Origin of the sequence: Vibrio sp. OPT46 (assembly GCF_015163535.1) — a bacterium.
Lineage (GTDB): Bacteria > Pseudomonadota > Gammaproteobacteria > Enterobacterales > Vibrionaceae > Vibrio > Vibrio alginolyticus.
Window position 1 is genome coordinate 1 of the sequence record NZ_JADDYG010000031.1, and the last position, 391, is coordinate 391.

At 40.4% G+C, this 391-nt stretch carries 1 protein-coding gene; it reads left to right on the forward strand.

What is annotated here, in order from left to right; translation table 11 throughout:
* Window positions 1-327, forward strand: a 327-nt coding sequence (locus tag IQR33_RS02275; RefSeq protein WP_193843473.1) for a mechanosensitive ion channel domain-containing protein, incomplete at its 5' end; no start/stop codon positions are given.
* Window positions 328-391 lie beyond the last annotated feature (64 nt).

Below are 391 nucleotides of genomic sequence, written 5' to 3' on the forward strand. Positions count from 1 at the left end.
TTGTTCCTATCGTCCATTTTTGCCGTATTAGGTGTGGCGTTTATTGCGCAGTGGTCAATTCTGAGCAACATCACTGCCAGCTTTTTGATCTTTTTTGTCTTCCCATACCGAGTGGGTGACCGAATTAAAGTCGTAGATAAAGATGAAGACATCTGCGGTGAGATTCAAGAAATCAGTATGTTTCACGTGTTAATTAAGCACGACAACGGAAACTTAATCACTTACCCAAACAACCAGATTTTGCAAAAAGCAGTGCTAAAGCTGGCGAAAAACAAGCCAGAGCCAAGTAAAGTAAAATCTCGGATTTATACTCGCAGAAAGAAATAACCCACTAAAAAGCCGATGTATCTACATCGGCTTTTTAGTATCACTTGGTGGTCACAAATAACCC